This window comes from Gemmobacter caeni (genome assembly GCF_003054195.1).
GTDB classification, from domain to species: domain Bacteria; phylum Pseudomonadota; class Alphaproteobacteria; order Rhodobacterales; family Rhodobacteraceae; genus Gemmobacter; species Gemmobacter caeni.
Genome location: NZ_QBKP01000003.1, coordinates 1 through 24,780 on the forward strand (window position 1 = coordinate 1; position 24,780 = coordinate 24,780).

Genomic DNA, 24,780 nt, shown 5'->3' on the forward strand with positions numbered 1-24,780 from the left:
TGAAACGCGCCCCTCGCAGCCTTCAACACCATGTTTTATATAGGAAATATAATGGTCAGGACAGCGAAATCAGCGCCTTACTTGGGAAATGTGGGATGAAACCGCGCGCAAGGCGAAGGAGGACTATGTCGTCTTGCTGGGCCAGTTCGATCAGGCGCCGGTGAGGCAGGGCAAGACCGGCCCGGTGCTGAATTTTACCGGCAAACAACTGGGGGCCAGCGGCTTCGGCACTGCGTTCACCGGCCAGATCACGCTGGTGCGCCATTGCCTGACGGCCGAGCCCACCTGCGATGCCAGTTATGTGCCCCGGGGCGAACAGTTGATCTTCGTGCAGAAGAAAGATGACCGGCTGGTGCTGTTTGAAACGCTCTGCGGCGACTTGCTGATCGCACAGCCGTCAAAGGACGATCTGCATCGCCTGCTGACCTGCCATCGCGGCGGCGAGTGCCTCGCGCTGAACTGAGCCGTCACAGACCGAGGCGCGGGATTTCGATGGCGGGGCAGCGGTCCTGCACCACCTTCACCCCGGCGGCGCGGGCAGTTTCGGCCGCCGGATCATTGCGGATACCCAGTTGCATCCACACGGTTTTAAGGCCCGGCAGATGCGCCAGCGCCTCGGCCACCACGGGGGGCACATCCTCCGCCCGGCGAAAGATGTCGACCATGTCCACCGGGATGTCGATTTCCGACAGCGAGGCGCGCACGGTTTCCCCCAGCGCCTGTTCTCCGGCATGGCCCGGGTTGACGGGGATCACCCGATAGCCCCGGTCTTTCAGAAAGCGCGCGACGCCGTGGCTCGGCCGGTCGGGTTTGGGCGACCAGCCCACCAGCGCAATCACCTTCGTTTCAGTCAGGATTTCGCGAATATCGGCATCGGTGGGTTCGGTCATGGCGGGCCTCAGACAAAAAAGCGCCCGGGACAGAGGGCCCGGGCGCCAGGTGTGGAACGAGGGACAGTAAGGGAAGGGACGGGAGTTCCTGACCCGCTCCTTGTGAGAGTGATATGGGTGGGTTGCCGAACCATTAAAGGGCCAGTCGCAAAAGCGTGAAAATCAACGGCGGTTGACGGCATAAAGCGCGACAGCGGCGGCGTTGGAGACGTTCAGTGACCCGAACCCTCCGGCATAGGGGATGCGCACGAGCCGGTCGCAGGTCTCGCGGGTCTTCTCGCGCAGGCCCGGCCCTTCGGCCCCCATGACCAGCGCGATGGGGCGGCTGCCTGCCTCGGCCACCGCCTGATCAATCGGGGTTTCCGACTCACCATCCAGCCCCAGAAGCACGAAGCCCATATCGCGGAGTTCCACCATCGCATCCGACAGATTGGTCACGCGCAGATAGGGCTGACGTTCCAGCGCCCCGCTGGCAGTCTTGGCCAGTGCGCCGGTTTCCGGCGCCGAATGGTGGCGCGGCGCGATCACCGCCCGCGCGCCGAACACCTCGGCCGAACGCAGCACCGCCCCCACGTTATGCGGGTCGGTCACCCGGTCCAGCAGCACGACCAGCGGCGCCCCTTCACCCGAAATCGCCACATCCGCCAGCTTGCCCCAATTCAGCGGCTTCACCTCCAGCGCGGCGCCCTGATGGACCGAGCCTTCGTCGATCGGCACGCTGAATTTGCGCGGATCGACGATGTCCGGCTCGATCCCGGCCTCTGCCACCGCATCGGCCAGCTTGTCATAGGCGTTCTTCGTCAGCACCAGCCGCAGTTTCTCGCGCCGGGGATTGAGCAGCGCGTCGCGCACCGCGTGCAGGCCGAACAGCCAGACGGTTTCGCTGGCCGCCGCGCGTTTCGCGCGTTCCTTGTCGATTACCCAGGCCGGTTTCTTCGCTCCGCCGCTCATCTTTCGTGTCCCTCGATTTCAGGCGGGCAGAATGCGCAGGGGCCGCGCGGGGGCGCAAGTGAAAAACCCGCGAATTCGCTCTTGACGCCCCCCGCCCCCTTGGATACATCCGCCGCCAGTGGGCGACGTGCTGCAAGGTGCGGCAGCGGACTGTAACTCCGCCGAGGCGACTCGTGCCTGGTTCGATTCCAGGGTCGCCCACCATCTTCCTGAAAATCTCTAATCCTTCAGGCGCCGTCGGCGCGCGTCGCGGTTTCGTGCGGATTGACTCCTCGCCTCCCTGCTCTCTGCCTGCTTAACTGGCCCTGCGCGCCCCGCAGCGGGGCGATTCCCTCATGGAATCAGGCAGGAGGATCAGGATGACCGCGCAACTTTACTGCTTTGGCGAAAGCGGCAATGCCTATAAGGCGGCGCTGACGATGCAGCTTTCGGGCTATGACTGGCAGCCCGTCTATGTCGATTTCTTTAACGGCGCCTCACGCACGCCGGAATTTCTGGCGCTGAATGAAATGGGCGAGGCGCCGGTGCTGGTGGAGGGCGATCTGACCCTCACGCAATCCTGCGTCATCCAGCTGCATGTGGCAGAGCGGACAGGGAAATTTCTGGGCGGCGACCGCAACGAGGTGCTGCGCTGGCTGTTCTGGGACGCCCAGAAGGGCTCGGGCCAGCAGGGCGGGTTGCGGTTTCTGATGAACTTCGTGCCTGCGGAAAAGCGGCCTGGGGCGGCAATCGACTGGCTGTCCATGCGGGTGCAGACCGCGCTGGGCACGCTCGACCGGCATCTGGCCGGGCGCGACTGGATGGTGGGCGATGCGCCTTCCATCGCCGATTTCGCCTGCTGCGGTTACCTCTATTACCCCGAGCCTTTCGGCTTTGACCGCAAGGCGCGGCCCAATATCGACCGCTGGCTGGACAATATCGCCGCGCTGCCGGGCTGGAAGCATCCCTATGACCTGATGCCTGGCCATCCGTCGGACCGCGCTGCAAAGTGACGCGACGTGATATGCACGTCAATCTTTTCGCGACGTGACGGCATTTACACATGATGGGGAAGGCCCTGCTAGGGTTTCCCTAAAGCAGCGTCGGGGCAAGTCTTTGCCCGGACGCCCGTCAGATACTGGAGGAGATCATGACCGAGGCTTTCATCTATGACGCGATCCGCAGCCCGCGCGGCAAGGGGCGCCCGGACGGCGCGCTGCACGAGGTGACATCGGTCGCGCTGTCGGCCCAGATGCTGAACGCGATCCGCAACCGCAACGGGCTGGAGGGCCATGCCGTCGAGGATGTCATCTGGGGCAATGTCACCCAGGTGGGTGAACAGGGCGGCTGCCTTGCGCGATCTGCCGTGCTGGCCTCGGACCTCGACGAGTCGATCCCCGGCCTTGCCATCAACCGTTTTTGTGCCAGCGGAATGGAGGCGGTGAACCTCGCCGCCAATCAGGTGAAGGGCGGTGCAGGTGCCGCCTACATCGCGGGCGGGGTGGAGATGATGGGCCGTGTCGCCATGGGCAGTGACGGCGCCGCGATCGCGGTGGACCCCTCGCTTGCCATGAAGACCTATTTCGTGCCGCAGGGCATTTCGGCCGACATCATCGCCACCGAATACGGCTTCACCCGCGATCAGGCCGATGCGCTGGCGGTGGAAAGTCAGCGCCGCGCCGCTGCGGCCTGGGCGGACAAGCGCTTTGCGCGCTCCATCGTGCCGGTGACCGACCGCAATGGCCTGACCATCCTCGACCATGACGAATACATGCGCCCCGGCACCGACATGCAGACGCTGGGCGCACTGAAGGCCAGCTTCAGGGATATGGGCGAGGTCATGCCGGGTTTCGACAAGATCGCCCTGATGAAATACCCGCATCTGGAGCGGATTACCCATATCCACCACGCGGGCAATTCCTCGGGCATCGTCGATGGTTCCGCCGCGGTGCTGATCGGCAATGCCGATTTCGGCAAGGCCCACGGGCTGAAACCCCGCGCCCGCATCCGTGCCACCGCGAAGATCGGCACCGACCCGACGATCATGCTCACCGGCCCGGTTCCGGTCACGGAAAAGATCCTGAGGGACAGCGGCATGTCCATCTCGGATATCGACCTTTTCGAGGTGAACGAGGCGTTTGCCAGCGTCGTGCTGCGCTTCATGCAGGCGTTCAATGTGGATCCGGCAAAGGTGAATCCGAACGGCGGCTCCATCGCCATGGGGCATCCGCTGGGCGCGACCGGCGCCATCATCATCGGCACCCTGCTGGACGAGCTGGAACGCACCGGCAAATCCACCGGCCTCGCCACGCTCTGCATCGCCAGCGGCATGGGGGCCGCCACGATCATCGAGAGGGTGTGATGCCGAAGCTCGACCTGTCGCAGGTGCCCCTCAAAACCGGCTCGATCTACCCCGAGCCCTATGCGTCCATGATGCAGGGCCGCTCCAGCCTGCGGCTGGGGCAGGCGGGCGGGTTGACCCAGTTCGGTGTCAATCTTGTGACGCTGGAACCCGGCGCGTTGTCCTCGTTGCGGCACTGGCACCTGAACGAGGATGAATTCGTGATGGTGACGGAAGGCGAATGCGTGCTGGTCGAGGACGCGGGCGAAACCGTGATGCGGCCGGGCGATTGCGCGGCCTTCCCGGCAAATACACCGGACGGGCACCATTTCATCAACCGCAGCGATGTGGTGGCGCGCTTCCTCGTGGTGGGCACCAAGGCCCCGCGCGAGGTTGCCACCTATTCCGATGTCGACCTGCGGGTGGAAATGGAAGGCGGTCAGGCGCGCTTCACCTACCGTGACGGCACCGACTGGACGGGGCCGCGCTGATGCCAAAGGTCGATCTGCCCGCTTTCGTGACCGAAGACGACACCGTTCATCCGGTTCTGGGCGGCGGCATCGGTCCCTATCGCTATCAGTTGCTGTCCGATCCCGGCGGTCTCACGCAGTTCGGCGCCTTCATCGAGGAACTGCCGCCCGGCTCAACCTCCGGCCGCCGCCACTGGCACGAGGCCGAGGACGAGATGATCCTGATGCTTGCGGGGGAGGTGGTGCTGGTCGAGGACAGCGAAACCCTGCTGCGGGCCGGGGACGCCGCCTGCTGGCCCGCGGGGCAGCCCGTGGGGCACCGGCTCGACAACCGGTCCGACGCGCCCGCGCGTTACCTCGTAATCGGCACCCGCAAGGAGGCCGATGTGATCCACTACACCGATCATGACCTGATCACCCACAAACAGGGCAGCGCCCGCCGTTATCTGCACCGCGACGGCACGCCCTGGTGACACCCCTGCCATTTACCCTGGCAAAAATATCCCGCGGGGGGGCCGGGGGCGCGAAGCCCCGGATCCTGCGGCCCGAGAGGAGGAACACGATGACCGATTTCACCAGCACGACCGACAGCGACGGCGTTGCCGTCATCACCTGGGACGTTCCGGGCAAAAGCATGAACGTCATGTCGATGGAGGGCTTCGCCACGCTGAATGCCCTTGTCGATGCCGCCCTTGCCGATCCGGGCGTGAAGGGGATCGTCATCACCTCCGGCAAGAAGGATTTCGCCGGGGGGATGGATCTGAATGTCATCGCCGGCATGCGGGCCGGGGGCGCACAGGCGATCTTTGACGGCGTGATGAACATGCACGGCATCCTGCGCAAGATCGAACGCGCAGGCATGGACCCCAAGACCCTGAAGGGCGGCAAGCCCATCGCGGCGGCGCTGCCGGGCACGGCGCTGGGCATCGGGCTGGAATTGCCGCTGTCCTGCCACCGTATCTTCGCCGCCGACAATCCGAAGGCCAGGATCGGCCTGCCGGAAATCATGGTTGGCATCTTCCCCGGCGCGGGTGGCACAACGCGGCTGGTGCGCAAGATGGGTGCCATGGTCGCGGCGCCCTTCCTGCTGGAAGGCAAGCTGAGCGACCCGAAGAAGGCCAAGGCCGCCGGGATCGTGGACGAGGTGGTGGCACCCGGGGAACTACTAGCCCGTGCGAAAGACTGGGTGCTGAACGCGACTGACGCCGATCTGGTGAAGCCGTGGGATGCCAAGGGCTACAAGATGCCCGGCGGTGCGCCCTACAGCGCGCAGGGCTTCATGACCTTCGTCGGCGCCTCGGCCATGGTGAACGGCAAGACCCAAGGGGTTTACCCCGCCGCCAAGGCGCTGCTGAGCGCGGTTTACGAAGGTGCGCTGGTGCCTTTTGACACCGCGCTGAAGATCGAGGCCCGGCAGTTCACCTCTGTGCTGATGAACCCCTCGGCCACCGCAATGATCCGCAGCCTGTTCATCAACAAGGAGGCACTGGAGAAAGGCGCTAACCGCCCGCAGGTGCCGGATCAGAAGGTGGCGAAGCTCGGCGTGATCGGCGCAGGGATGATGGGGGCGGGCATCGCCTATGTCTCCGCCAACGCCGGCATCGAAGTCGTGCTGATTGATGCGACGCAAGAGACGGCGGAGCGGGGCCGCGCCCATTCGGAAAGCCTGCTCGACAAGGGGATGAAGCGCGGCAAGGTCACCGCCGAGAAAAAGGCCGAAGTGCTGGGCCGCATCACCGCCACAGCCGATTATGCGGCGCTTGCGGGCTGCGACCTGATCGTCGAGGCCGTGTTCGAAGATCCGAAGGTCAAGGCCGAGGTCACCGCGAAGGTCGAGGCCGTCGTTGGTGCCGATTGTATCTTTGCCACCAATACCTCCACCCTGCCGATCACCTCGCTGGCCAAGGCCAGCCAGCGGCCGGAACAGTTCATCGGCATCCATTTCTTCTCGCCCGTCGACAAGATGATGCTCGTCGAGATCATCCGCGGCAAGGCGACGGGTGACCGCGCCGTGGCCAAGGCGCTGGATTTCGTGCGCCAGATCCGCAAGACCCCGATCGTGGTGAATGACGCGCGCTTCTTCTACGCCAACCGCTGCATCATCCCCTATATCAACGAAGGCATCCGCATGGTGGCCGAAGGGGTGGAATCGGCGCTGGTGGAGAATGCGGCAAAGCTCGTCGGCATGCCGCTGGGGCCGCTGCAACTGGTGGACGAGACTTCGATTGATCTGGGGGTGAAGATTGCCAAGGCGACGAAGGCGGCGATGGGCGACGCCTATCCCGACGGGGCGGTGGACGAGGTGATCTTCTGGATGGCTGATCAGGGCCGCATGGGGCGCAAGACCAATGCGGGCTTCTACGCCTATTCTGACAAGGGCGAGCGTCTGGGCCTGTGGGACGGGCTGGAAGCGCGCTATCCGATGGCGGAAGCCCAGCCGGAACTGGCCGAGGTGCAGCATCGTCTGCTGATGGCGCAGGTGCTGGAAGCTGTGCGGGCGCTGGAGGAAGGCGTGCTGACCGACATCCGCGAGGGCGATGTGGGGGCGATCCTCGGTTGGGGCTTTGCGCCCTGGTCGGGCGGCCCGTTTGGCTGGCTGGACATCCTCGGGGCTGCGCGCGCGGTCGAAATCTGTGACGGACTGACCGAACGGTTCGGCGCGCGCTTTGCAGCGCCGAAACTGCTGCGGGACATGGCGGCGAAGGGGCAGAGCTTCTATCCCGGCGCCACCGCCCAGGCGGCCTGAGGTGGCACCGGGGGCTTCGCGCCCCCGGACCCCCGCTGGATATTTTTGCCAAGATGAAAGCGGCTCAGGGATCGAAGCAATAGCCGAAGCGGGCGATATCCTCGGCGCTGTCGGTGGCGATCATCTGGGCGGTATCATCGGTGAAATAGCCGCGCCAGTCCCGGGCGCGGCTGCTTTCGTTGGCTTGGGGGAGGGGGCCGAGGCGGAAGCCCAGATGTGCTTCGACCGGGGCAAGGTCTTCGGTCAGATGTTCCAGCCGCACATAGGTCGAGGCGCGTTCCTGTCCGAAGCGGTCGGTCAGGTAGCTGCGGGCGGGGCTGGCGCGGAAGGCCGCCCGGGTTTGCGGATGCGCGATGAAAGCGGTGAAATCAAGGCATTGCGCAAGGCTCACCGCCGAATGGGTGAAGCTCTGGCCGCGCAGCCAGTGGTAATAGCTGACGGCACGGTCCCACGGGTTTCGGATCAGCGTGAAGGTGAAGAAACTGGCGATTTCATCGTCGCTCGCAAGACCTGCGATGTCGGCCAGCGTCGAGTGTTTCCAGAGCCGCCCGTGACTTTGCACCCCCTGCCAGCGGCCTTTTCGGGCGCGGGCCTTGGGCGTGTCGCCGATCAGGATGTCATCTTTCATCGCCCGCGCTTCCAGTGCGAGGGCAAGCGCGGTGCCGCCGGTCTTTGGTATATGGATAAAGATGAAGCGGCGCCCGCGCGACAGGATCATGCGACGGCGTTGGGCAGGGCGCGGCCTTCCGCGAAGGCGATGATGTTGTCGAGCGCCATCATCCCCATCGCCTCGCGCACTTCCAGCGCGGCGGTACCCAGATGCGGCAGCAGCGTCACGGTATCGAGCACGCGCAGCGCCTCGGGCACCAGCGGCTCGCGTTCGTAGACATCCAGCCCGGCACCGGCGATCCGGCTCTGTTCCAGCGCCGCGATCAGCGCCGCCTCGTCCACCACATCGCCGCGCGCGATATTGACGAGGATGGCATGGGGCAGCATCGCGGCCAGCGCCTCGGCGCCGATCAGATGCCGGGTGGCGGGGCCGCCTGGCACGGCGATCACCACGACATCGGCTGCCATCGCCTCGGCCAGCGGCACTTGACGGGCGGGCAGGCCGGGATCGGTGACCGAGCGGTTGTGGAACACCACCTCCATCCCGAAGCCGAAATGGCAGCGCCGGGCGATGGCGCGGCCAATGCGGCCCATCCCGATGATCCCGACGCGCTTTCCGGTCACATGCAGGCCCAGCATCTGCACCGGATGCCAGCCCTGCCACTGGCCCGAACGCACCAGCCGTTCACCTTCGGCGGCGCGGCGGGCGGTCATCAGGATCAGCGTCAGCGCGATGTCGGCGGTGGCATCGGTGACGGCGCCGGGGGTGTTGGTCACCGCGAGGCCAGCGGCGCGGGCAGTTGCCACGTCAATATGGTTGTAGCCCACGCCGAAATTGGCCAGGAGCCGCGCGCGGGGCTTCGGTACATCGGCAAAGACGGGCGCCGCGTAAAGATCGCCCAGTGTCGGCAGCACCAGATCGAAGTCATGCAGCGAGGCGCGCAGTTCTTCGGGCGTCAGCGGCAGGGTGCTTTCCCGCGCGGTCACGTCGAACCGGGTGCGGGCGGCCTGCATGACCTTGTCGGGCAACGGGCGGGTGATCAGCAGCCGCATCAGAACAGCCGCCCGCCCAGTGGCACGTCATGCCCCGGCCCGATCAGCACGACCTCGCCCGCCGCATCGGGGACGCCCAGCACCAGCACCTCGGATTTCACCGGGCCGATCTGGCGCGGCGGGAAGTTCACCACCGCCAGCACCTGACGGCCGATCAGCTCTTCGGGCTTGTAATGCACGGTGATCTGCGCGGAGGAGCGCTTCTCGCCGATCTCCGCCCCGAAATCGACCCAGAGCTTGATGGCGGGCTTGCGCGCCTCGGGAAAGGGTTCCGCGCGGGTGATCACGCCGACGCGAATGTCGACCCTGGTGAAATCGTCATAGGTGATCGTCATTTGCCCAGTTCCCGCCCGCGATCCGCCGCTGCCTTCACTGCGCGCCGCAACAGGGGCGGGAAGCCGGTTTCGGCATCCATCAGCACCGCCAGCGCGGCGGCCGTGGTGCCGCCGGGGGAGGTGACGTTGATCCGCAGCTGGCTGGCGGTTTCCGGCGATTGCTGAGCCAGTTCACCCGCACCGCAGACCGTGGCGCGGGCAAGCTGCATGGCGAGGGGGGCGGGCAGCCCCTCGGCCTCGCCAGCCGCTGCAAGTGCCTCGATCAGGTGAAAGACATAGGCAGGGCCGGAGCCGGAGACGGCGGTAACGGCATCCATCTGATGCTCACCTTCCAGCCGCACAACCTGACCCACGGCGGAGAGCAGCGCCTCGGCCAGTTGCAGATCGGCCTCGGTTGCGCGCGGGTTGCCGGTGATCGCGCTGATGCCGCGCCCCACGGCGGCGGGGGTGTTGGGCATGGCGCGGATGATCGGTGTCGCGGCGCCGAAGGTTTCCTCAAAACTGGCGATGGTAGTGCCTGCAGCGATGGAGAGGAACAGCGTGCCACCCCCCCCCAGAGCCACGACCTGCGGCAGCGCCGCGCCCATCATCTGCGGCTTTACCGCCAGCAGAACGATGGCGGGGGCGGCGGGCAGAGGTTCGTTCAGGTGAACCCCGGTGGATTTCAGCCAGTCCGAAGGATAGGGCTCGATCACATGGACTGAACCGGGGGGCACGCCCTGCGCCAGCCAGCCTTCCAGCATGGCGGAGCCCATCTTGCCGCATCCCAGCAGTACAAGCCCCCGGTCCTTCACCCTATCCAGCATCGCATCCCCCGCGTCTTGCCCATGTTCGGGCGCAGCTTAGGCAGCCGGACGGGCGGGGGCAATGGCCGGTTTGGGGTGGTTCAGGCGCGGCCGTAAGCTTCGGCCATGGCGACGCCCATGGCCTCGGCCGGGTCGCGCTCGCCCCAGACAACCAGCTGGAAGGCCGGGTAATAGCGTTCGCAGGCGGTGATGGCCGCTTCGATCATGCGGCCGATCTGTTCGCTGCCCGCATATTGGCCGCCTGCCAGCGACAGGCCATAACGCCAGACCATCAGTTGCTGTTCGGCCCAGAAGGTGAAGGCACCGGCCCAGACCTGATCGTTGCAGCGGTTCAGCACATCGTAAAGTGCGGGCAGGCGCGGGGCGGGCGGCTCCATCTCGAAGGTGCAGATGAGCCGCAACTCCTCGTCCTGCGGCGACCAGGCAAGCGTCAGCGAATAGGTACGCCACAACCCTTCAACCGACATGGCGATCTGGTTGTCGGTCAGGCGGTCGAATTCCCAGGCATGGTCTGCTGCAAGCGTTTCGGCCATGTCGATCGGGTGCAGGTCATCATGCACCAAGAAATCTTCTGCGAGCGACATCCCTGACCTCATTCACTGCTTGTGTTAGCTTCGCCCCACAACCTCATGTGGTTCAGGCAGGTAACTGCGGAACACTTTGTGGCCCCTTACTAGATATGGTGTCGCCAAAGGGGAAGCCTGTAAAGAACTTTCAGGGCAAATCTTCTGTGCATAACTGCGCAAACATGCCGATTCCGGGGAAAAGGGTGCTGCGCGCCGGGCTGCTCTGGCATTGGCCCTGGCTGCAAGCCTGAAGGCCGTATCGCGCCCCTGTCAGAACAGCGCCAGCAGCACCGCAACGGCCAGCATGGCTGCCCACGCCCGCCAGAGAGCGTCACAGGCCGCCTCGATTTCCGCCGGGCCGGGGTCGCGACGGCCTTCCGAATGGACCCAGGGGAAATCGCGCATCTCGCCGTGATAGCTGCGCGGACCCGAGAGGGCGATGCCCAAAACCACGGCCATCGCCGCCTCAGGCCAGCCTGCATTGGGGGAACGGTGCAGCGGGGCGTCACGCAGGATGATCCGCGTCGCATCGGGCCGCCAATGCGCCAGCGCCAGCAGGAAGGCGGTCAGCCGTGCGGGGATCAGGTTCAGCAGATCGTCGAAGCGCGCAGCAGCCCAGCCGAAGGCTTCGTGCCGTGGGGTGCGATGGCCAATCATGCTGTCGGCGGTATTGGTGATCTTGTAAAGCAGCAGGCCCGGAAGGCCCGCGACCAGATACCAGAACAGCGGCGCAATGACGCCATCCGACAGGTTTTCAGCCGCGCTTTCGATAGCGGCACGCGCCACGGCAGGGGCATCCATCGTGGCGGTGTCACGCCCGACGATCCGCGCCACCATGCGCCGCCCCTCGGGAAGCGACTGTCGCAGGCCATCCCCGACCGCGCGGACGTGATCGACCAGACTGCGCTGGGCCAGAAGAATCGCGACGACCAGCACTTCGATCAGGCCGGCGTCCGGCAGCGAGGAGATCAGCAGGCCCAGCAGCCAGCCGCCCCCGGCCAGCAGGGCCATGGCAAGGATGCCACGCGCGCGCCGCATCCGGCCCTTGTTCAGGGCATGGTCCAGCTTCCCGACCGCGCGGCCCATCAGCACGGCGGGATGCGGAAAGCGGTTCCACAGCGCTTTCGGCTCGCCCAGCGCGGCGTCCAGCAGCATGGCGGGGACGAGCAGCGCCGCGCTCATGCGTGAAGCCCTTGCAATGCGGCGGCGAGACGGTCCCACCCTGTCGCCGGGGGCAGGCCCAGCCGCAGCCAGCGGCGGGAGTAGGGGAAAATCCGGCTCCAGATCTGCCGCTCTGCCAGAGCCTCCTGCCAGCGGGCGGCGTCATCGACCTCGTAAAGCCGGAACAGCGGCGTGCCACCCACCAGCGGCGCGCGCACCAGGGCGTCGAGCCGCGCCGCGTCACGCAAAAGCCGCAGGCGGGTGGTCTCGGCCCATTCGGTATCTTCCAGCGCGGCGGCGCCGATTTCCAGCGCGGGGCCGGAGACGGGCCATGGCCCGAGCCGCTGCGAAAGCGCGCCGATCAGTTCGGGATCGCCGATGACAAAACCGAGCCGCAGCCCGGCCAGCCCCCAGAACTTGCCAAAGCTTTTCAGCACCAGTGTGCCGGGGCGGGTGGCCAGATGGATCAGGCTGCGGTCGGGCGCGATGTCGCAGAAGCTTTCGTCGATCACCGTCAGTGGCAGCGCGCCGGGCGCCGCGTGAAAGCGGCCATCGGGATTGTTCGGATGCACCAGAACCTGCGCGGTGGCGCCGGTATCGACCACCTCCCACCCGGCCGCACGGAAGGCGCGGGCATGTTCGTTGTAGGTCGGGCCGGGGATATGCACGCGGCCCGAAGACCGCAGATGCGGCACCAGCGCAATGGGGGCCGAGGCACCGGAGACGGCCAGAACCCCAACTCCGTCCGGCACCGACCAGACCTGCCGTGCCGCCGCAATCAGCCGGTTCAGCGCCGTCTGGTCAGGCAGCGCGGTCCAGGCGTCAGAGGGCAGGGCGGGCAGCGGGAAAGGGTTGGGGTTGATGCCGGTCGACAGGTCCAGCCAATCGGCGCGCGCGCCGCCGAACCGCCGCGCCGCTGCGTCGATTCCGCCCCCGTGATCTGCCTGAGCTTCTGCCATTCCCGCACCTCCAGCCCGCAGGGATGGCCGATTTGGCGCCCAAGCGCAACCATTCCGAGTGCGCGCCGTGTCTTGCAGCCCACGATGGCGGAATTGTTTCGCAAATGTCGGTTGTTGCCTTGTTGTCAATCACTTCTGGCAGCGTAATGATCAAGGGACGGCGACGGGAGGAACGCCATGCTGGAATTTCTGCCACAGGAACTTCGCGAGGGATTTGCCCTTGCACAGTCGCGCAGGGCGCGGCGCAGCCGGTTGCGGGTGCAACTGGGCGAGGCGGTCTTTCCGGTGCTGAGCCTCAGTGAAGAGGCAATGGTGCTGGATGCGGCCAAAGTGCCCCGCCTGCGTGGGATGGTCGATGTCTATGATGGCGCGCGTCATATCCTTCAGGGGCTGATCGTCGCGGCGCAGGTCGAGAACGGGCGTCTTGTCTGCACCTTCAAACGCAGCAACCGTGTCAGCGAAACGCCGCCGCTGGATTATCCGCGCGACGAGAACGCGCCCTCCGGCTATCTGCCGTGGCGCTGACCGGGCCGGAGGCGCTGTATCACGATCCCGCTTTCACGCGGTTCTATGACCATGAAAACGGCTGGGCCGCCGACAGTGCGGCCTGTCTGCGGCTGGCGCGGGGCTGCGACTCGGTGCTGGATCTGGGTTGTGGCACCGGCATGGTTGCGGCAGCGATTGCGGAAAGCGTGCCGCGTGTCGTCGGGGTCGATCCGGCGGAGGCCATGCTGGAGGTGGCGCGCAGCAGGCCCGGCGGCGACAGGGTGCATTGGGTTCAGGGCGATGCGCGGAAGCTTGATCTGGGAGAAAGCTTCGATCTGGTGATCCTGACCGGCCATGCCTTTCAGGTCTTTCTGACGGCGGAAGACCGCGCCGCTGTGCTGGGTGGCATTGCCCGCCACCTGCGCCCCGGCGGGCGCTTCCTCTTCGACAGCCGCAACCCGGTGTGCGAGGGATGGCGCGACTGGGTGCCCGAACGATCGGAAAGCCGGTTTACTCATCCGCAGGCAGGCGATGTGCGGGTGTGGAACGATGTTTCCCACGATGCGGCGACCGGCATCGTTACTTACTGGACCTTCTACCAGCCCGAGGGGCAACCGGCGCAGCGGGCCGAATGCCGCATCGCCTTCGCCCCGCAGGCGGAAATCGCCGCGCAGATCGCGGCGGCGGGGCTTGAGGTCGACGAATGGTGGGGCGACTGGGCTGGCACCCCCTGGCATGCGACGGCCCCCGAGATCATCCCGCTGGGCCGCCGCGCCTGAGCCTTATTGCAGATCGGCGAAGGCCGCTTGCAGACGCGCCACCGCCTCGGCCACCTGAGCGCGGGGGGCGGCCAGGTTGAAGCGCAGGAAGTTGTCGCCGCCCAGACCGAAGCTCGCGCCGTGGTTGGTGGCGATCTTCGCGCCCTTTTCGACACGGGCAATGAATTCGGCCGGGGCCATGCCGGTGCCCGCGAAATCGACCCAGGCCAGATAGGTGGCTTCCAGTTTCATCGAGGCAAGACCCGGAATCGCGTTCACGCCCTCGTCGAACAGGCGGCGGTTCCCGTCCAGATAGGCCATCAGCGCATCGACCCAGGCCGCGCCCTCGGCGCTGTAGGCGGCGGTCGACATGAACAGACCGAAGGAATTGGCCGAAATCCCGAGCGCATTCATCCGCGCGGCGAAGCGTGTCCGAAGTTCCGGGTTGAGGATGATCACATTGCCGGAATGCGACCCCGCGATGTTGAAGGTCTTGGTGGTGGCCGACATGACGACCAGCCGGTCCACGATGCCCGGTGCGGCCAGCGGCATCACGGTATGTTTGTGGCCCGGATAGACCAGATCGTGATGGATCTCGTCGGAGACGAGGATCAGGTCATGCTTTTCGCAGAAAGCGGCGATGGCCTGCAATTCCGCCACGCTCCAGACCCGGCCGCCGGGATTGTGGGGCGAGCAGAGCACGAACATCTTTGTGCGCGGCGTGATCCGCGCCTCCCAGTCGGCGGTGTCAAAGACATAGCGCCCGGCCTCGGTCTTCAGCGGGCATTCCACTACCTCGCGCCCGGCGGCGCGGATGACGCGGGCGAAGGCGTGATAGACCGGGCTCATCAGCACCACGCCATCACCGGGCGCGGTGAAGGCATCGACGCAAAGGGCGGTGCCGTTCACAAGGCCATGGGTGGTAAAGATCGCCTCGGCCGGAACCTCCCAGCCATGGCGATGTGCCATCCACCAGCGGATCGACTCCAGATAAGCGCGGTCATCGCCGTAATAGCCGTAAAGGCCATGGGCGGCCATGTCCTCGACGGCCTTCTGCACGCAATGCGGCGGGCGGAACTCCATATCCGCGACCCACATGGCGATCCCTTCCGAGGCCGGCACGCCATAGAGCTTTTCCATCATGTCCCATTTCACGGAATGGGTGCCGTGGCGGTTGATGATCTCGTCAAAGTTCGGGGCGGTGCTCATGCGGTTTCCTTCCGTTCGGGCGGTCTTGCGGGGCAGACTAGGCCGGGTGGGAGGAACGGGCAATCCATCGCTTTGAAGTGATCATATGTTGCGGACTGATGTTGCATGTCGGGAAATATTCTCAATCATCATGCGAATGATGGGCATTGTTCTGCATGAAGGGCGGGCGGGCACCCGCTTCGCATCACGACCTCCCTTTGCCATGGTTGCGCGGCGGGCGGACTGCGCGTAAATCAGAGCCATGAAGCGCCCCATCCTTATTCATCCCGATCCGCGTCTGAAAAAGACCTGCGAACCTGTCACCGAAATCACGCCCGATCTTGCGGCGCTGGCCGAGGACATGCTGGAAACCATGTATGATGCGCCGGGCATCGGGCTGGCTGCGCCGCAGATCGGTGTGATGCGCCGGGTGATTGTGCTGGATTGCGCCAAGGCGCCGGATGAGCCGCGCCCGCTGGTGATGATCAATCCCGAGGTTACATGGGCCTCCGAGGATCTGTCGAGCTACGAAGAGGGCTGCCTGTCGATCCCCGAGCAATATGCCGAGGTCGCGCGCCCGGCCCGTGTGCGTGTCGCATGGACCGCGCTGGATGGCAGCGCGCAGGAGGAAGAGTTTTCCGATCTCTGGGCGACCTGTGTGCAGCACGAAATCGACCATCTGAACGGCAAGCTGTTCATTGATTTTCTGGGCCCGCTGAAGCGGCAGATGATCACGCGCAAGATGGAAAAGCTGAAGCGCGAACGCGCGCGGCAGGGCTGAATGACCGTTCTGCCGATCCTGCGCTGGCCCGATGTGCGGTTGGCGACCCGCTGCATGCCGGTGGGTCCGGTGGACGATGCGACGGCGCGTCTGGCCGCCGACATGCTGGAGACGATGTACGCTGCGCCTGGGCGAGGGCTGGCAGCACCGCAGGTCGGGGTGCTGCGGCGCATCTTCGTAATGGACACCACCTGGAAGGAAGGCACGCGCAGCCCGCGCGTCTGCATCGACCCCGATATTCTGTGGATGTCAGACACCCGTGCCGAGGGGCCGGAGGGCTGCCTGTCCATCCCTGGCGTCACCATGCAGGTGCGCCGAGCGCAGGCGATCCGGCTGCGCTGGACCGGGCTGGACGGTAAGCTGCACGAACAGGAGTTGCATGATTTCGACGCGATCTGCGCCCAGCATGAATTCGACCATCTGGACGGGATCGTGATTTTCGACCGCGTTTCCCCTGAAGCCCGCGCCCGAGCGCTGGCGGAGTATGAGACATGACCGCCCGCCGCTGTATCCCCTGGCCCGACAAGCGCCTGCAAACGGTCGCCGCCCCGGTGGAGGCGATCACCGACGACGTGCGCGCGATCTGGCGCGACATGGTGGACACGATGGAGGCAATGCCGGGCTATGGCCTTGGCGCGCCGCAGATCGGCGTGATGCAACGGCTCGCCGTGGTGGATTGCAGCGAAGAGCGTGGCAAGGTCGTGCTGATGGCCAATCCCGAGGTGCTGCATGCCAGCGTGCAGTTCCGTGAGCACGAGGAAGCCAGCCCCAACCTGCCCGGTGTGTCTGCCGTCATCAGCCGCCCGCGCGCGGTGACGGTGCGGTTCGTGAATGCGCAAGGCGAGATGGAGGAGCGCGATTTCGTGAACCTCTGGGCGACCTCGGTGCAGCATCAGATCGACCATCTGAACGGCCGGATGTATTTCGACCATCTGAAACCGCTGAAACGCAAGATGCTGCTGCAAAAAGCAGAAAAGCTGCGGAGGCGCGGATGAAGGTCGTGTTCATGGGGACGCCCGATTTCTCGGTCCCCGTGCTGGAGGCGCTGGCAGCGGCGCATGAGGTTGTCTGTGTCTACAGCCAGCCGCCTCGCCCGGCGGGCCGGGGCAAGAAAGACCGCCCCTCGCCGGTGCAGGCCAAGGCCGAGGCTTTGGGCATTCCGGTGCGCCATCCGGTCAGTCTGAAAGGCGCGGCGGAACAGGCGGAGTTCGCGGCGCTGGGTGCCGATGTCGCTGTGGTGGTGGCCTATGGGCTGATCCTGCCGCAAGCGGTGCTGGATGCGCCGCGCCACGGCTGCCTGAACATCCATGCCTCGCTTCTGCCGCGCTGGCGTGGGGCGGCGCCGATCCATCGCGCCATCATGGCGGGGGATGCGGAAACCGGCATCTGCATCATGCAGATGGAGGCGGGGCTGGATACCGGCCCGGTTCTGCTGCGCGAGGCGACGGCGATCGGCCCCGAGGAAACTACCGGCGCGCTGCACGACCGGCTGAGCACGATGGGGGCACAGCTGATCCTTCAGGCGCTGGACCGTCTGGCGGAACTGCGCCCCGATCCGCAGCCCGAGGACGGCGTGACCTATGCCGCCAAGATCGACAAGGCCGAGGCGCGGGTGAACTGGTCCGCTCCGGCAGCCGAGGTTGATCGGCTGATCCGCGGACTTTCGCCCTTTCCCGGTGCCTGGTGCGAGGTGGCGGGCGAGCGGGTGAAACTGCTGGGCAGCCGTCTGGCCGAAGGGCAGGGCGCACCGGGGCAGGTGTTGGGTGGCCTGCGCATCGCTTGCGGCAGCGGCGCGGTGGAAATCACGCTGGCACAGCGCGAGGGCAAGCGCGCCATGGCGCCCGAGGATTTCCTGCGCGGCTTCACTTTGCCGGAAAGAGTCGACTGATCCTGACAGCTTCTGTCAGCATGGGTCTGGCAGGGTGTCCCCGAAAGGGGAAAACCATGTCACATCAAGAGCCACGATACTGGGTCATCACCGCCTCTGCCGATCATGCGGCCACCGGGCGCGCACTGGGTATTGTCCAGACCTGCCATGGCAAGGTGGCCCCGTTGCGCCGGATGCGTCCGGGCGACGGGGTGGTGATCTACAGCCCGCGGGATCGTTTTACCGGCGGGGCGCCATTGCAGGCCTTCACTGCGCTGGGGCGGGTGGCGGACGGTGACAGCTGGCAGGTGGATATGGGCGGTGGTTTTCATCCGTTCCGGCGCCGGATGCTGTGGCGCGAGGCCCGGCCTGCGCCGATCCGCCTGTTGCTGGACCGGCTTGACCTGACGCGGGGGCTTGCGTCCTGGGGCATGGCTTTCCGCTATGGCCTGCGTGAACTGACGGCGGCGGATTTCGCATGTATCGAGGGGGCCATGGGCTGTGGCATGGACATGGGCTGGCCCTTGCGCCAAGCTGAGGCCGGATGATCCGCTGCGAGGCATGGCCATGAACTTTCTGCTTATCCTGATCGTCGGCGCGGCGGCAGGGTTTCTTGCCACCCGCTTCATGCGCGTGCAGGCTGATGTACCGACCACCGTGTTCATCGGCACGGTCGGCGCCGGGTTGGCCTGGGTCATCGTGCGGCTGCTGACGCGGCTGGCAAGTTCGGGCCTGATGTTCGTGCTGGCCGTGGCGGGCGCGATGGCGCTGATCTGGCTGTGGCAGCGCTTCAGCCGCTGAGCCGTTTGACCGCGTCCTTCAGGCGGAACCCCTTGCCACCTGCGGGTTGCCAGAGCCTTTGGCCCTGCCATGCCGCAAACAGCAGCGCGGCAGCCTCTTGTGCTTTGGCGCCGCCACCCAGACGCAGGGCAATGGCGGTTTCGACCCGCTGACGCCAGCGGTCGGCGCGGTCCCGCAGCACCGGATCGCGGAAATCGGCAGCCAGATGAGACAGGTCGGCCGCTTCCGGCGTATCGGCCCCCAGAGCCTTGAGGAAGGCCTGCGCCCCCTTGGCGTTCAGCGGCGCGTCGGCTTCGGCGGCTTCGGTTGCGGCCTCCAGCGCCTCCCACCCGGCGGCCAGGGCGCTGTGCACCATCGCCTCGCGCGATCCGAAGCGCTGCACCAGCGTCGGCGCGGCAAGCCCGGTGGCGCGGGCAACGGTCTGGAACGAGACCGCGCGTTCGCCTTCACGGGCAATCATGCGCCGGATTTCGGCGTAGACATCATTATCGGGGATGATCTTTCTGCGGGCCATGTGCCGATCATAGCCACAGGATTGTAAAGGAAAAGCCTCAGCGCAAACCGTCGCGCGGCGGACGGGGACGATAGACCGGCAGGCGCCATCCCAGCGCCACCGATCCGGCCCGCAGAACGAAAGTGGCGGCGGCGCAGCCGATCAGTGCAGTTTCACGACCCGTGCCTGCCAGAGCCACGGCAGCCAGCGCACCCGCGAAGGCGGCGGTGACGTAAAGCTCGCCCTGTTTCAGCACCAGCGGCACCTCGTTGCACACCACATCGCGCATGAGGCCGCCCATGCAGCCGGTGGCGACCCCCATCAGGATGACGACCGGCCAGCCCAGCCCGGCATCCAGCGCCACGGCCACGCCCGCAGGCACCGCCACGGCCAGCGCGAAGGCATCAAGCCAGAGGAGCGCCTTGTAGCGGCTTTCCAGAAGATGCGCGGTGAAGAATACCAGAACGGCGGCCAAGGTGGGCACCGCCAGAATGCCGGGATCGGCGATCCAGAACACGGCCTCGCGGTTGATGAGCACATCGCGCAACGTGCCGCCGCCAAAGGCCGTCAGGCAGGCGATGAAGACAAACCCCACCAGATCAAGCTGCGCCCGGCTGGCAACCAGCGCCCCGGTCAGTGCAAAGACCAGAACCGAGGCGTGATCAAGCGCCCCGATCAGTGTCATGCCGCGCCCTGTTTCTTGAAGGGGGCCATGCCCTCACGCGCCAGTTCATCGGCGCGTTCATTCTCGGCATGTCCGGCATGGCCCTTGATCCAGCGCCATTCGACCTTGTGCCGTGCCTGCGCCTCGTCCAGCCGCTGCCACAGATCGACATTTTTCACCGGCTTGCGATCAGCGGTTTTCCAGCCGTTCTTCTTCCATCCGAAGATCCAGCCGGTGACACCGTTCTTCACATAGGCGCTGTCGGTGACGACGATGATTTCGGAGGGACGGCTCAACGCCTCCAGCGCGGAAATGGCGGCCAGAAGCTCCATCCGGTTGTTGGTGGTATCGGCCTCGCCGCCATTCAGCGTGCGTTCCTTCACTACCACCTCGCCCTCGCGCGCGAGCAACAGCACCCCCCAGCCGCCGGGGCCGGGGTTGCCGGAGCAGGCTCCGTCGGTATAGGCGAAAAGCTGGGGCATCGGGTTTCCTTTCCTTGGACGCCCGCCTTACAGCGCCGCGCTCAGGGATGCCAGAACCCCGACGGTGAGCCAGAGCCGCAGCCGCATCCACCAGGCCGGGACCAGCCCTTCGTTCCAGAACCAGAAATCGAACACCAGCAGCACGGCATATCCGGCCATCAGGGCAAGGATCGGATAGGGGTGCCCCGGCGCCAGCGCCAGAAAGGCCCAGAGCGCGGGCAGGGCCGAAAGGATATAGGCGACCCAGGCCTCGCGCCCTTCTGCCCGTGTGGCAAAGCCCCACAGGGCGCCGGACAGGAAGCACAGCATGACGACACCGTAATGCACCAGCATCCGGTTGCCATCTGCCAGCATCGCGAGCAGCGGATGCGCCACCGGCCAGCGCGCCAGTGAGGCCCCCGCCAGAAACGGCGTCAGGCCCAGAAGCCCCAGAACGGCGACCGGCTGCGGGATCATGCCGCCCGCTCCATGGCCAGTTTCAGGCCGAGGCCCGCGAAGGACACGGCAAATGCGCGGCGCATCCACGTCATCACCCGTGCACTGCCCAGAATGGCGCGGCGGCCCGAGGCGGCAATGATGGCGTAAAGCAGGAATGTCACGAAGGTCATGGCAGCAAAGCCAAGGCCAAGTTCGATCATCTGTCCCGGCGTCGCACCGCTGGTCGGCAGGAACTGCGGCAGGAAGGCCACGAAGAACAGCGGCAGCTTGGGGTTGAGGATGTTCAGCATCACCCCGCGCGCGACGATGCGGGCCGTGCTGGCCGGGGCGGCGGGGGCAATATCCATCCCGCCCCGTCCGCGCAGGACCGCCCAGGCCATCCACAGCAGATAGGCGACGCCCGCATATTTCACGGTCTGGAACAGCACCGCGCTGGTCAGCAGGATCGCCGCCAGACCGGCCAGCGCGACGACCATATGCAGGATGGTGGCCAGCGTGCAGCCGGTGGCGGCCCAGATCCCGGCACGGAATCCGCCGCCAAGGGTGACCGACAGCGTGTAGACCACGCCGATACCGGGGCTGATGCAGACGATGAAAGCGGTCACAAGAAATTCGGGCGACATGGAAACCTCCGCTGTTTGCGACAGACTAGGCACTCGCGCGGTGGTGGCAAGCCCTTGGATGCGGGTTCACTCGGCCATGCGCAGGATGCGGGGCACCTTGAACTCCACATGCTCCTTCGCGGTTTCCACCAGTTCGACCGTGGTGTCGAACCGTGCCCGGAAGGCATCAATGACCTCGTTCACCAGCACCTCGGGGGCGCTGGCACCTGCGGTGATGCCAACGGCGCGGATGCCCTCCAGCGCGCGCCAGTCGATGTCGGTGGCACGCTGCACCAGTTGGGCATAGGCGCAGCCATTGGCGCGGCCCACCTCCACCAGACGCCGCGAGTTCGAGGAATTGGGAGCCCCGATCACCAGAAGCGCGTCGATCTGCCCGGCAATGGCCTTGACGCTGGCCTGCCGGTTGGTGGTGGCATAGCAGATGTCTTCCTTATGCGGCCCGATGATGGCCGGAAACCGCGCTCGCAGTGCCGCGATGATGTCGGTGGTATCATCCACCGACAGCGTGGTCTGGGTGATGAAGGCGAGCTTTTCGGGATCGCGCGGGTGAACCTCGGCCACATCGGCAACAGTTTCCACCAACAGAACTTCGCCCGCGGGCAGTTGCCCCATGGTGCCGATGGTTTCCGGGTGGCCCGCATGACCGATCATGATCATCTGGAGACCGTTTTCATGATGCCGTTCAGCCTCGATATGCACCTTACTGACCAGGGGGCAGGTGGCATCGACCCAGATCATCTCGCGTGCCTGCGCAGCGGCCGGGACCGATTTGGGCACGCCATGGGCAGAAAAGATGACGGGACGGTCGTCGGGCACCTCGTCCAGTTCCTCGACGAAAACGGCGCCGAGCGCCTTCAGCCCGTCGACCACGAATTTGTTGTGCACGATCTCGTGCCGCACATAGACCGGGGCGCCCCATTTCTGAAGCGCGATCTCGACGATCTTGATGGCGCGGTCCACACCCGCGCAAAAGCCGCGCGGGGCGGCAAGGTAAAGGGTCAGCGGCGGCTTCGGGTCGGTCATCGGGGGCCTCGTTCGCGTCTGGCTTCCAGCTAAGCCCTCGGACGGCTCAGGTCCAGCCCTCCATCACGTCCAGCCCCAGGAGATGACGCCGGCGGTCAGACCGGCAAGAACCGCATAGCGCGCTGTCTTGGCAAAACCGACGATCAGCAGGAACTGCCACAGCGGCACGCGGAAGGCCCCGGCCAGCAGACAGATCACATCGCCGAGCGGCGCCCAGCTGATCAGGAGGCTCAGCTTGCCCCAGCGCCGATACCAGACTTCGGCTCGGGCGAGCTTTTCGGCAGGCAGGCGCAGACGGTGTTCCAGCGTGCGCGCTCCGCGCCCCATGGCCCAGGTCACGGCGGAGCCTGCGGTATTGGCCAGACCGGCCAGCAGGATCATCGGCACAACCGGGGCAGAGCCTGCCAGTTGCAGACCCACGAAAACGGCTTCCGATTGCATCGGCAGGGGCGTGGCCGCCAGAAAGGCGGCCAGCATAAGGCCGGCGAGGGCGAGGAACACGGGTGTCAGATCCGGGCAGGAGACCGGCCACCCTTCTGGGGAGGGGGCCGGAGCCGTGTCACTGGCCGCTGGCTTGCGGCAGATCCTCGCGTTCAACCGCGCGCGGCTCGCGCGGGGGGCGGCCGATCACTTCGCGCAGTTCATCCAGCTCGATGAAATTGTCGGCCTGACGACGCAGTTCATCGGCGATCATCGGCGGCTGGCTGCGGATGGTCGAGACGACCGAGACGCGAACGCCCTGACGTTGCAGGCTTTCCACCAGCGGCCGGAAATCGCCATCGCCCGAGAACAGCACGATATGATCAACGCGCGGCGCCAGTTCCATGGCGTTCACGGTCAGCTCGATATCCATGTTGCCCTTGACCTTGCGGCGCCCCTGGCTGTCGGTATATTCCTTGGCCGGTTTGGTGACCATGGTGAAGCCGTTGTAGTGCAGCCAGTCCACCAGCGGCCGGATCGGCGAATAGTCGTCGTTTTCCAGCAGCGCGGTGTAGTAGAAGGCCCGCAAAAGCTTGCCCCGGCGCATGAACTCCTGCCGCAGAAGCTTGTAGTCGATATCAAACCCGAGCGCCTTGGCCGCCGCATAAAGGTTTGATCCGTCTATGAACAGCGCAAGCCGTTCGTCCTTGTAAAACATATCATTTTCCCCTCAAATGTCTCGCGCAAACAACGTGTAAACAGGTAAGGCTGTCCGGCAGGCTGCCGCGGGAAACGATAATCGATACCAAGCTGTCCGCGATTTGCACAACCTATACTTAAGAGACTATCATTGAATATGATAAAGGCAAATCAAGCTCTGATTGCATTGGGCGGAAATCTTCCTGCTGAAAATCTCCCTGTGGTTGAGGTTTTGCGCGCAGCACTTGCAGAGCTTGCGCGATGCGGTCTGCCACCGACAGCGGTCAGCCGGTTCTACAGGACGCCGTGCTTTCCGGCGGGGGCCGGACCGGATTATGTGAATGCTGCGGCGGTGCTGGACTGCGGCGACAGGACTGCGGCGGAGGTGCTGGCGACCCTGCATGCGGTCGAGGCGCGGTTCGGCCGCGAGCGGGTGACGCGCTGGGGCGGGCGGACGCTGGATCTGGATCTGCTGGCGATGGGCACGCAGGTGCTGCCGGATGCCGCGACGCAGGCGGCCTGGCGCGACCTGCCGCCGGAAGATCAGGCCCGGCAGGCCCCGGACCGCCTGATCCTGCCGCATCCGCGCATGCAGGACCGGGGCTTCGTGCTGGTGCCGCTGGCCGATGTGGCGCCCGACTGGCTGCATCCGTTACTGGGGCAGAGGGTGCGGCAGATGCTGGCGCGGCTGCCCGCCAGTGATCTGGCGGATATCACGGTGATTTGACCTTGGGCGCCTCGGACGATCCTCTCTTGTCAAGGGGCAAACTTGGGCTTAAAGAGACCGTTCCATGCCCCATCCTTGACGGAGACACCCATGGCCCGCGTGACGGTCGAAGATTGCGTTGACAAGGTTCCCAACCGGTTCGAGCTGGTGATGCTGGCCGCGCATCGCGCCCGCGAGATTGCTTCGGGCGGGGTTCTGACCGTCGAGCGTGACAACGACAAGAATCCTGTCGTGGCGCTGCGCGAAATCGCCGAGGAAACTCAGTCGGCCGAAAATCTGCGCGAGCGGATGATCGAAAGCCACCAGACCCAGATCGAGGTGGACGAGCCGGAAGACGACCAGATGGCCATGCTCATGGGCAATGGCGAGATGGTCGACCGCCCGGCGCAGGACGACATGTCGGAAGAAAAGTTGCTGCGCGCCCTGATGGAAGCGCAAGGCGACCGCTGATCGGCGGGCAGATA

Annotated in this window: 34 protein-coding genes and 1 tRNA gene; 17 read left to right on the top strand and 18 right to left on the bottom strand. The window is 65.7% G+C overall.

Annotated features, from left to right (window positions below; all coding sequences use genetic code 11):
• The first annotated feature begins 88 nt into the window (after positions 1-88).
• The gene (locus C8N34_RS05200) at positions 89-463 is read left to right on the top strand and encodes a hypothetical protein (protein ID WP_108128103.1); all 375 of its coding nucleotides are present in this window, start codon (positions 89-91) and stop codon (positions 461-463) included.
• A gap of 4 nt (positions 464-467) precedes the next feature.
• Here the strand turns inward: C8N34_RS05200 and C8N34_RS05205 are convergent, their stop codons facing one another.
• Both C8N34_RS05205 and rlmB read right to left on the bottom strand, forming a co-directional pair.
• Complete coding sequence (locus tag C8N34_RS05205) at positions 468-890, bottom strand: CoA-binding protein (RefSeq protein ID WP_054300806.1); 423 nt, start codon at positions 888-890, stop codon at positions 468-470.
• 162 nt (positions 891-1,052) lie between these two features.
• Positions 1,053-1,841 (bottom strand): 23S rRNA (guanosine(2251)-2'-O)-methyltransferase RlmB, encoded by a 789-nt coding sequence (gene rlmB / locus C8N34_RS05210; RefSeq protein WP_054300805.1) that lies wholly within the window; start codon positions 1,839-1,841, stop codon positions 1,053-1,055.
• Between the two features lie 120 nt (positions 1,842-1,961).
• Here rlmB and C8N34_RS05215 point away from each other — a divergent pair.
• The 6 genes from C8N34_RS05215 (at position 1,962) to C8N34_RS05240 (ending at position 7,377) form a co-directional block, all read left to right on the top strand.
• Positions 1,962-2,045, top strand: a tRNA-Tyr gene (locus tag C8N34_RS05215).
• A gap of 155 nt (positions 2,046-2,200) precedes the next feature.
• Positions 2,201-2,833 carry a glutathione S-transferase family protein gene (locus C8N34_RS05220; RefSeq protein WP_108128104.1) on the top strand — a complete coding sequence of 211 codons (633 nt, stop codon included), beginning with the start codon at positions 2,201-2,203 and terminating at the stop codon, positions 2,831-2,833.
• 137 nt (positions 2,834-2,970) lie between these two features.
• On the top strand, positions 2,971-4,182 hold the full coding sequence (locus tag C8N34_RS05225; protein WP_108128105.1) for an acetyl-CoA C-acetyltransferase: 1,212 nt from the start codon (positions 2,971-2,973) through the stop codon (positions 4,180-4,182).
• On the top strand, positions 4,182-4,652 hold the full coding sequence (locus C8N34_RS05230) for a cupin domain-containing protein (protein ID WP_054300802.1): 471 nt from the start codon (positions 4,182-4,184) through the stop codon (positions 4,650-4,652). The genes C8N34_RS05225 and C8N34_RS05230 overlap by 1 nt, the downstream gene beginning before the upstream one ends.
• Positions 4,652-5,104, top strand: a complete 453-nt coding sequence (locus C8N34_RS05235) for a cupin domain-containing protein (RefSeq protein ID WP_108128106.1) — start codon at positions 4,652-4,654, stop codon at positions 5,102-5,104. The genes C8N34_RS05230 and C8N34_RS05235 overlap by 1 nt, the downstream gene beginning before the upstream one ends.
• A gap of 89 nt (positions 5,105-5,193) precedes the next feature.
• On the top strand, positions 5,194-7,377 hold the full coding sequence (locus C8N34_RS05240; protein WP_108128107.1) for a 3-hydroxyacyl-CoA dehydrogenase NAD-binding domain-containing protein: 2,184 nt from the start codon (positions 5,194-5,196) through the stop codon (positions 7,375-7,377).
• Positions 7,378-7,441: 64 nt separating this feature from the next.
• Here the strand turns inward: C8N34_RS05240 and C8N34_RS05245 are convergent, their stop codons facing one another.
• The 7 genes from C8N34_RS05245 to C8N34_RS05275 all read right to left on the bottom strand — a co-directional run bounded on the left by C8N34_RS05245 (position 7,442) and on the right by C8N34_RS05275 (position 12,866).
• Positions 7,442-8,095: a sulfotransferase family 2 domain-containing protein gene (locus tag C8N34_RS05245; protein WP_108128108.1), complete on the bottom strand. Its 654-nt coding sequence runs from the start codon at positions 8,093-8,095 to the stop codon at positions 7,442-7,444.
• The gene (locus tag C8N34_RS05250) at positions 8,092-9,039 is read right to left on the bottom strand and encodes a 2-hydroxyacid dehydrogenase (protein WP_108128109.1); all 948 of its coding nucleotides are present in this window, start codon (positions 9,037-9,039) and stop codon (positions 8,092-8,094) included. Before C8N34_RS05250 ends, C8N34_RS05245 begins: the two co-directional genes overlap by 4 nt.
• Positions 9,039-9,374 (bottom strand): tRNA-binding protein, encoded by a 336-nt coding sequence (locus C8N34_RS05255; RefSeq protein WP_054300798.1) that lies wholly within the window; start codon positions 9,372-9,374, stop codon positions 9,039-9,041. Before C8N34_RS05255 ends, C8N34_RS05250 begins: the two co-directional genes overlap by 1 nt.
• A complete protein-coding gene (proC, locus tag C8N34_RS05260) occupies positions 9,371-10,180 on the bottom strand; it encodes a pyrroline-5-carboxylate reductase (RefSeq protein ID WP_108128110.1) in 810 nt (269 codons plus the stop codon). Before proC ends, C8N34_RS05255 begins: the two co-directional genes overlap by 4 nt.
• A gap of 80 nt (positions 10,181-10,260) precedes the next feature.
• Complete coding sequence (locus C8N34_RS05265) at positions 10,261-10,764, bottom strand: type III secretion system chaperone family protein (protein WP_054300796.1); 504 nt, start codon at positions 10,762-10,764, stop codon at positions 10,261-10,263.
• Positions 10,765-11,016: 252 nt separating this feature from the next.
• Complete coding sequence (gene cbiB, locus C8N34_RS05270) at positions 11,017-11,928, bottom strand: adenosylcobinamide-phosphate synthase CbiB (RefSeq protein ID WP_108128111.1); 912 nt, start codon at positions 11,926-11,928, stop codon at positions 11,017-11,019.
• Entirely contained in the window at positions 11,925-12,866 is a 942-nt protein-coding gene (locus C8N34_RS05275; protein WP_108128112.1) for a threonine-phosphate decarboxylase, read from the bottom strand. Before C8N34_RS05275 ends, cbiB begins: the two co-directional genes overlap by 4 nt.
• 177 nt (positions 12,867-13,043) lie before the next feature.
• Between C8N34_RS05275 and C8N34_RS05280 the strand changes: the two genes are divergently transcribed.
• Entirely contained in the window at positions 13,044-13,391 is a 348-nt protein-coding gene (locus C8N34_RS05280; protein WP_054300793.1) for a hypothetical protein, read from the top strand.
• Positions 13,382-14,131: a class I SAM-dependent methyltransferase gene (locus C8N34_RS05285; RefSeq protein WP_199750643.1), complete on the top strand. Its 750-nt coding sequence runs from the start codon at positions 13,382-13,384 to the stop codon at positions 14,129-14,131. The genes C8N34_RS05280 and C8N34_RS05285 overlap by 10 nt, the downstream gene beginning before the upstream one ends.
• Before the next feature lie 3 nt (positions 14,132-14,134).
• Here C8N34_RS05285 and C8N34_RS05290 read toward each other — a convergent pair whose 3' ends face one another.
• A complete protein-coding gene (locus C8N34_RS05290; RefSeq protein ID WP_108128113.1) occupies positions 14,135-15,319 on the bottom strand; it encodes a MalY/PatB family protein in 1,185 nt (394 codons plus the stop codon).
• A gap of 241 nt (positions 15,320-15,560) precedes the next feature.
• On the opposite strand from C8N34_RS05290, the gene def (C8N34_RS05295) reads away from it, so the two are divergent.
• The 6 genes from def (C8N34_RS05295) to C8N34_RS05320 are packed head-to-tail and all read left to right on the top strand — an operon-like array spanning position 15,561 to position 18,747.
• Positions 15,561-16,079 (top strand): peptide deformylase, encoded by a 519-nt coding sequence (def, locus tag C8N34_RS05295; protein WP_108128114.1) that lies wholly within the window; start codon positions 15,561-15,563, stop codon positions 16,077-16,079.
• On the top strand, positions 16,080-16,574 hold the full coding sequence (def, locus tag C8N34_RS05300; protein WP_108128115.1) for a peptide deformylase: 495 nt from the start codon (positions 16,080-16,082) through the stop codon (positions 16,572-16,574).
• Positions 16,571-17,074, top strand: a complete 504-nt coding sequence (def, locus tag C8N34_RS05305) for a peptide deformylase (protein WP_054300789.1) — start codon at positions 16,571-16,573, stop codon at positions 17,072-17,074. Before def (C8N34_RS05300) ends, def (C8N34_RS05305) begins: the two co-directional genes overlap by 4 nt.
• Positions 17,071-17,967 carry a methionyl-tRNA formyltransferase gene (gene fmt / locus C8N34_RS05310; RefSeq protein WP_108128116.1) on the top strand — a complete coding sequence of 299 codons (897 nt, stop codon included), beginning with the start codon at positions 17,071-17,073 and terminating at the stop codon, positions 17,965-17,967. The genes def (C8N34_RS05305) and fmt overlap by 4 nt, the downstream gene beginning before the upstream one ends.
• A gap of 56 nt (positions 17,968-18,023) precedes the next feature.
• The gene (locus tag C8N34_RS05315) at positions 18,024-18,494 is read left to right on the top strand and encodes an EVE domain-containing protein (protein ID WP_108128117.1); all 471 of its coding nucleotides are present in this window, start codon (positions 18,024-18,026) and stop codon (positions 18,492-18,494) included.
• Between the two features lie 19 nt (positions 18,495-18,513).
• Positions 18,514-18,747: a hypothetical protein gene (locus C8N34_RS05320; RefSeq protein WP_054300883.1), complete on the top strand. Its 234-nt coding sequence runs from the start codon at positions 18,514-18,516 to the stop codon at positions 18,745-18,747.
• Here the strand turns inward: C8N34_RS05320 and C8N34_RS05325 are convergent.
• The 8 genes from C8N34_RS05325 to C8N34_RS05360 form a co-directional block, all read right to left on the bottom strand.
• Positions 18,737-19,261, bottom strand: a complete 525-nt coding sequence (locus C8N34_RS05325; protein WP_108128118.1) for a TetR family transcriptional regulator — start codon at positions 19,259-19,261, stop codon at positions 18,737-18,739. The two genes, C8N34_RS05320 and C8N34_RS05325, sit on opposite strands and share 11 nt — an antisense overlap.
• Before the next feature lie 37 nt (positions 19,262-19,298).
• Positions 19,299-19,925, bottom strand: coding sequence for a trimeric intracellular cation channel family protein (locus C8N34_RS05330; protein ID WP_108128119.1), 627 nt, complete (start codon positions 19,923-19,925; stop codon positions 19,299-19,301).
• Positions 19,922-20,386, bottom strand: coding sequence for a ribonuclease HI (rnhA, locus tag C8N34_RS05335; RefSeq protein WP_108128120.1), 465 nt, complete (start codon positions 20,384-20,386; stop codon positions 19,922-19,924). The genes C8N34_RS05330 and rnhA overlap by 4 nt, the downstream gene beginning before the upstream one ends.
• A gap of 27 nt (positions 20,387-20,413) precedes the next feature.
• On the bottom strand, positions 20,414-20,842 hold the full coding sequence (locus C8N34_RS05340; protein ID WP_108128121.1) for a DUF3429 domain-containing protein: 429 nt from the start codon (positions 20,840-20,842) through the stop codon (positions 20,414-20,416).
• Complete coding sequence (locus tag C8N34_RS05345) at positions 20,839-21,447, bottom strand: LysE family translocator (RefSeq protein ID WP_108128122.1); 609 nt, start codon at positions 21,445-21,447, stop codon at positions 20,839-20,841. The genes C8N34_RS05340 and C8N34_RS05345 overlap by 4 nt, the downstream gene beginning before the upstream one ends.
• A gap of 66 nt (positions 21,448-21,513) precedes the next feature.
• Positions 21,514-22,470 carry a 4-hydroxy-3-methylbut-2-enyl diphosphate reductase gene (gene ispH / locus C8N34_RS05350; RefSeq protein WP_054300781.1) on the bottom strand — a complete coding sequence of 319 codons (957 nt, stop codon included), beginning with the start codon at positions 22,468-22,470 and terminating at the stop codon, positions 21,514-21,516.
• A gap of 63 nt (positions 22,471-22,533) precedes the next feature.
• Positions 22,534-22,971, bottom strand: a complete 438-nt coding sequence (locus C8N34_RS05355) for a YqaA family protein (protein ID WP_229825217.1) — start codon at positions 22,969-22,971, stop codon at positions 22,534-22,536.
• 58 nt (positions 22,972-23,029) lie between these two features.
• A complete protein-coding gene (locus C8N34_RS05360) occupies positions 23,030-23,608 on the bottom strand; it encodes a LabA-like NYN domain-containing protein (protein WP_054300779.1) in 579 nt (192 codons plus the stop codon).
• A 138-nt stretch (positions 23,609-23,746) separates the two neighbouring features.
• Here C8N34_RS05360 and folK point away from each other — a divergent pair, with 138 nt between their 5' ends.
• On the top strand, positions 23,747-24,316 hold the full coding sequence (gene folK / locus C8N34_RS05365) for a 2-amino-4-hydroxy-6-hydroxymethyldihydropteridine diphosphokinase (RefSeq protein WP_108128124.1): 570 nt from the start codon (positions 23,747-23,749) through the stop codon (positions 24,314-24,316).
• A gap of 90 nt (positions 24,317-24,406) precedes the next feature.
• Positions 24,407-24,766, top strand: coding sequence for a DNA-directed RNA polymerase subunit omega (gene rpoZ, locus C8N34_RS05370; protein ID WP_054300777.1), 360 nt, complete (start codon positions 24,407-24,409; stop codon positions 24,764-24,766).
• The last annotated feature ends 14 nt before the right edge of the window (positions 24,767-24,780 follow it).